General features: G+C 48.3%; 2 protein-coding genes. Both read left to right on the plus strand.

Annotated elements, in window-relative coordinates; all coding sequences use genetic code 11:
* Positions 1–344: type III chaperone (locus R8O70_RS25865; protein ID WP_318184543.1), on the plus strand; the 344-nt coding region annotated here is incomplete at its 5' end.
* A 3-nt stretch (positions 345–347) separates the two neighbouring features.
* Positions 348–1,133: T3SS effector adenosine monophosphate-protein transferase VopS (gene vopS, locus R8O70_RS25870; protein ID WP_318184544.1), on the plus strand; the 786-nt coding region annotated here is incomplete at its 3' end.

Here is a 1,133-nt window from a genome sequence, read left to right on the forward strand (position 1 = left end):
GCTGTCATCTTTTGATTGACCAAGACACGGCAATCACTGTGCGTGCTGAGGATGATCGCCTGACGCTCATTGGCTTGATTTCTGGCGACAAACCAGAACATGACGTGATGCTGCAATACATGAAAGCGTCGCTCACTCAAGGCTCACCAGCCGTTTACTGGGACGAGGAAGTCGGTTTTGTTGGCTTTGTTCATCTAAGTCAGCAATGGCTGGATGCAGCGATGTTGGATGAATCTCTCGGCAATTTCATTGAGTGGTTAAAAAGCACGACCAACTCAACAATCAGTGACGAGCCAAGCGCGCCAGTGATGGATGCTAACCAATTCTCTACATTAAGGGTGTAAATCATGATCAGTTTTGGAAATGTGAGTGCATTGCAAGCGGCGATGCCACAAGCTCGTAATGAGATTCTAAATGAAGGCAAACTCAGCATTGGTGGTAAGGAATATACGATCAATGCTGCTACTCAAGAGTTTACACGTGCAAACCCTACAAGTGGTGCAGTCGCGCGTTTCTTTGAAGCTACTGGGAAATTATTTCGTGAAGGCAGCACGCAGTCTGTGGCAAAAGCGATCACAAAAGCAGTGTTTGACAACGAACAGGGACAAGCTCAACGTTTGCAAACATCGTCTTCTGTCGAGCATGGTCAGATGTTGTTTAAAGACGCGAACCTCAAAACGCCTTCAGATGTTCTGAATGCGTTTGCGAAGCTGGACAGCAAAATGGTGAAGTCTCACGCTGCTGAGCTGAGCCAACTTGCCGAACGAGCCATGACAGAAGTGATGCTAGAGACGGATTCTGGCAAGAACCTCAAAGCGCTGATTGGTGATGATGCCGTTAAATCGCTCGCGGTGCGTGTGGTGAAAGATTACGGCGGTGGCGTGGCGGCTGCTCAGAAAAATCCAGAAGTACGCATCAACCAAATGCAAGCTGTCTTTGACATGGAGGTGATGCACCTAAAAGCAGCGCAGCGACATATTGAAGGGCTCGCAAGTACGGATTTAGACCAAGGTGTGTATGCAGAAGGTCTTCCTGAAGACGCTTTCAATAAAGCTGGCGTGACGAACAATGTTGAACGCGCAGCGGCTTGGATCATCAACGCTTCAAACTCAAAAGGGAACGATGCGGAAAAC

It is taken from the genome of Vibrio sp. 779(2023) (assembly GCF_033344285.1).
Lineage (GTDB): Bacteria > Pseudomonadota > Gammaproteobacteria > Enterobacterales > Vibrionaceae > Vibrio > Vibrio alginolyticus.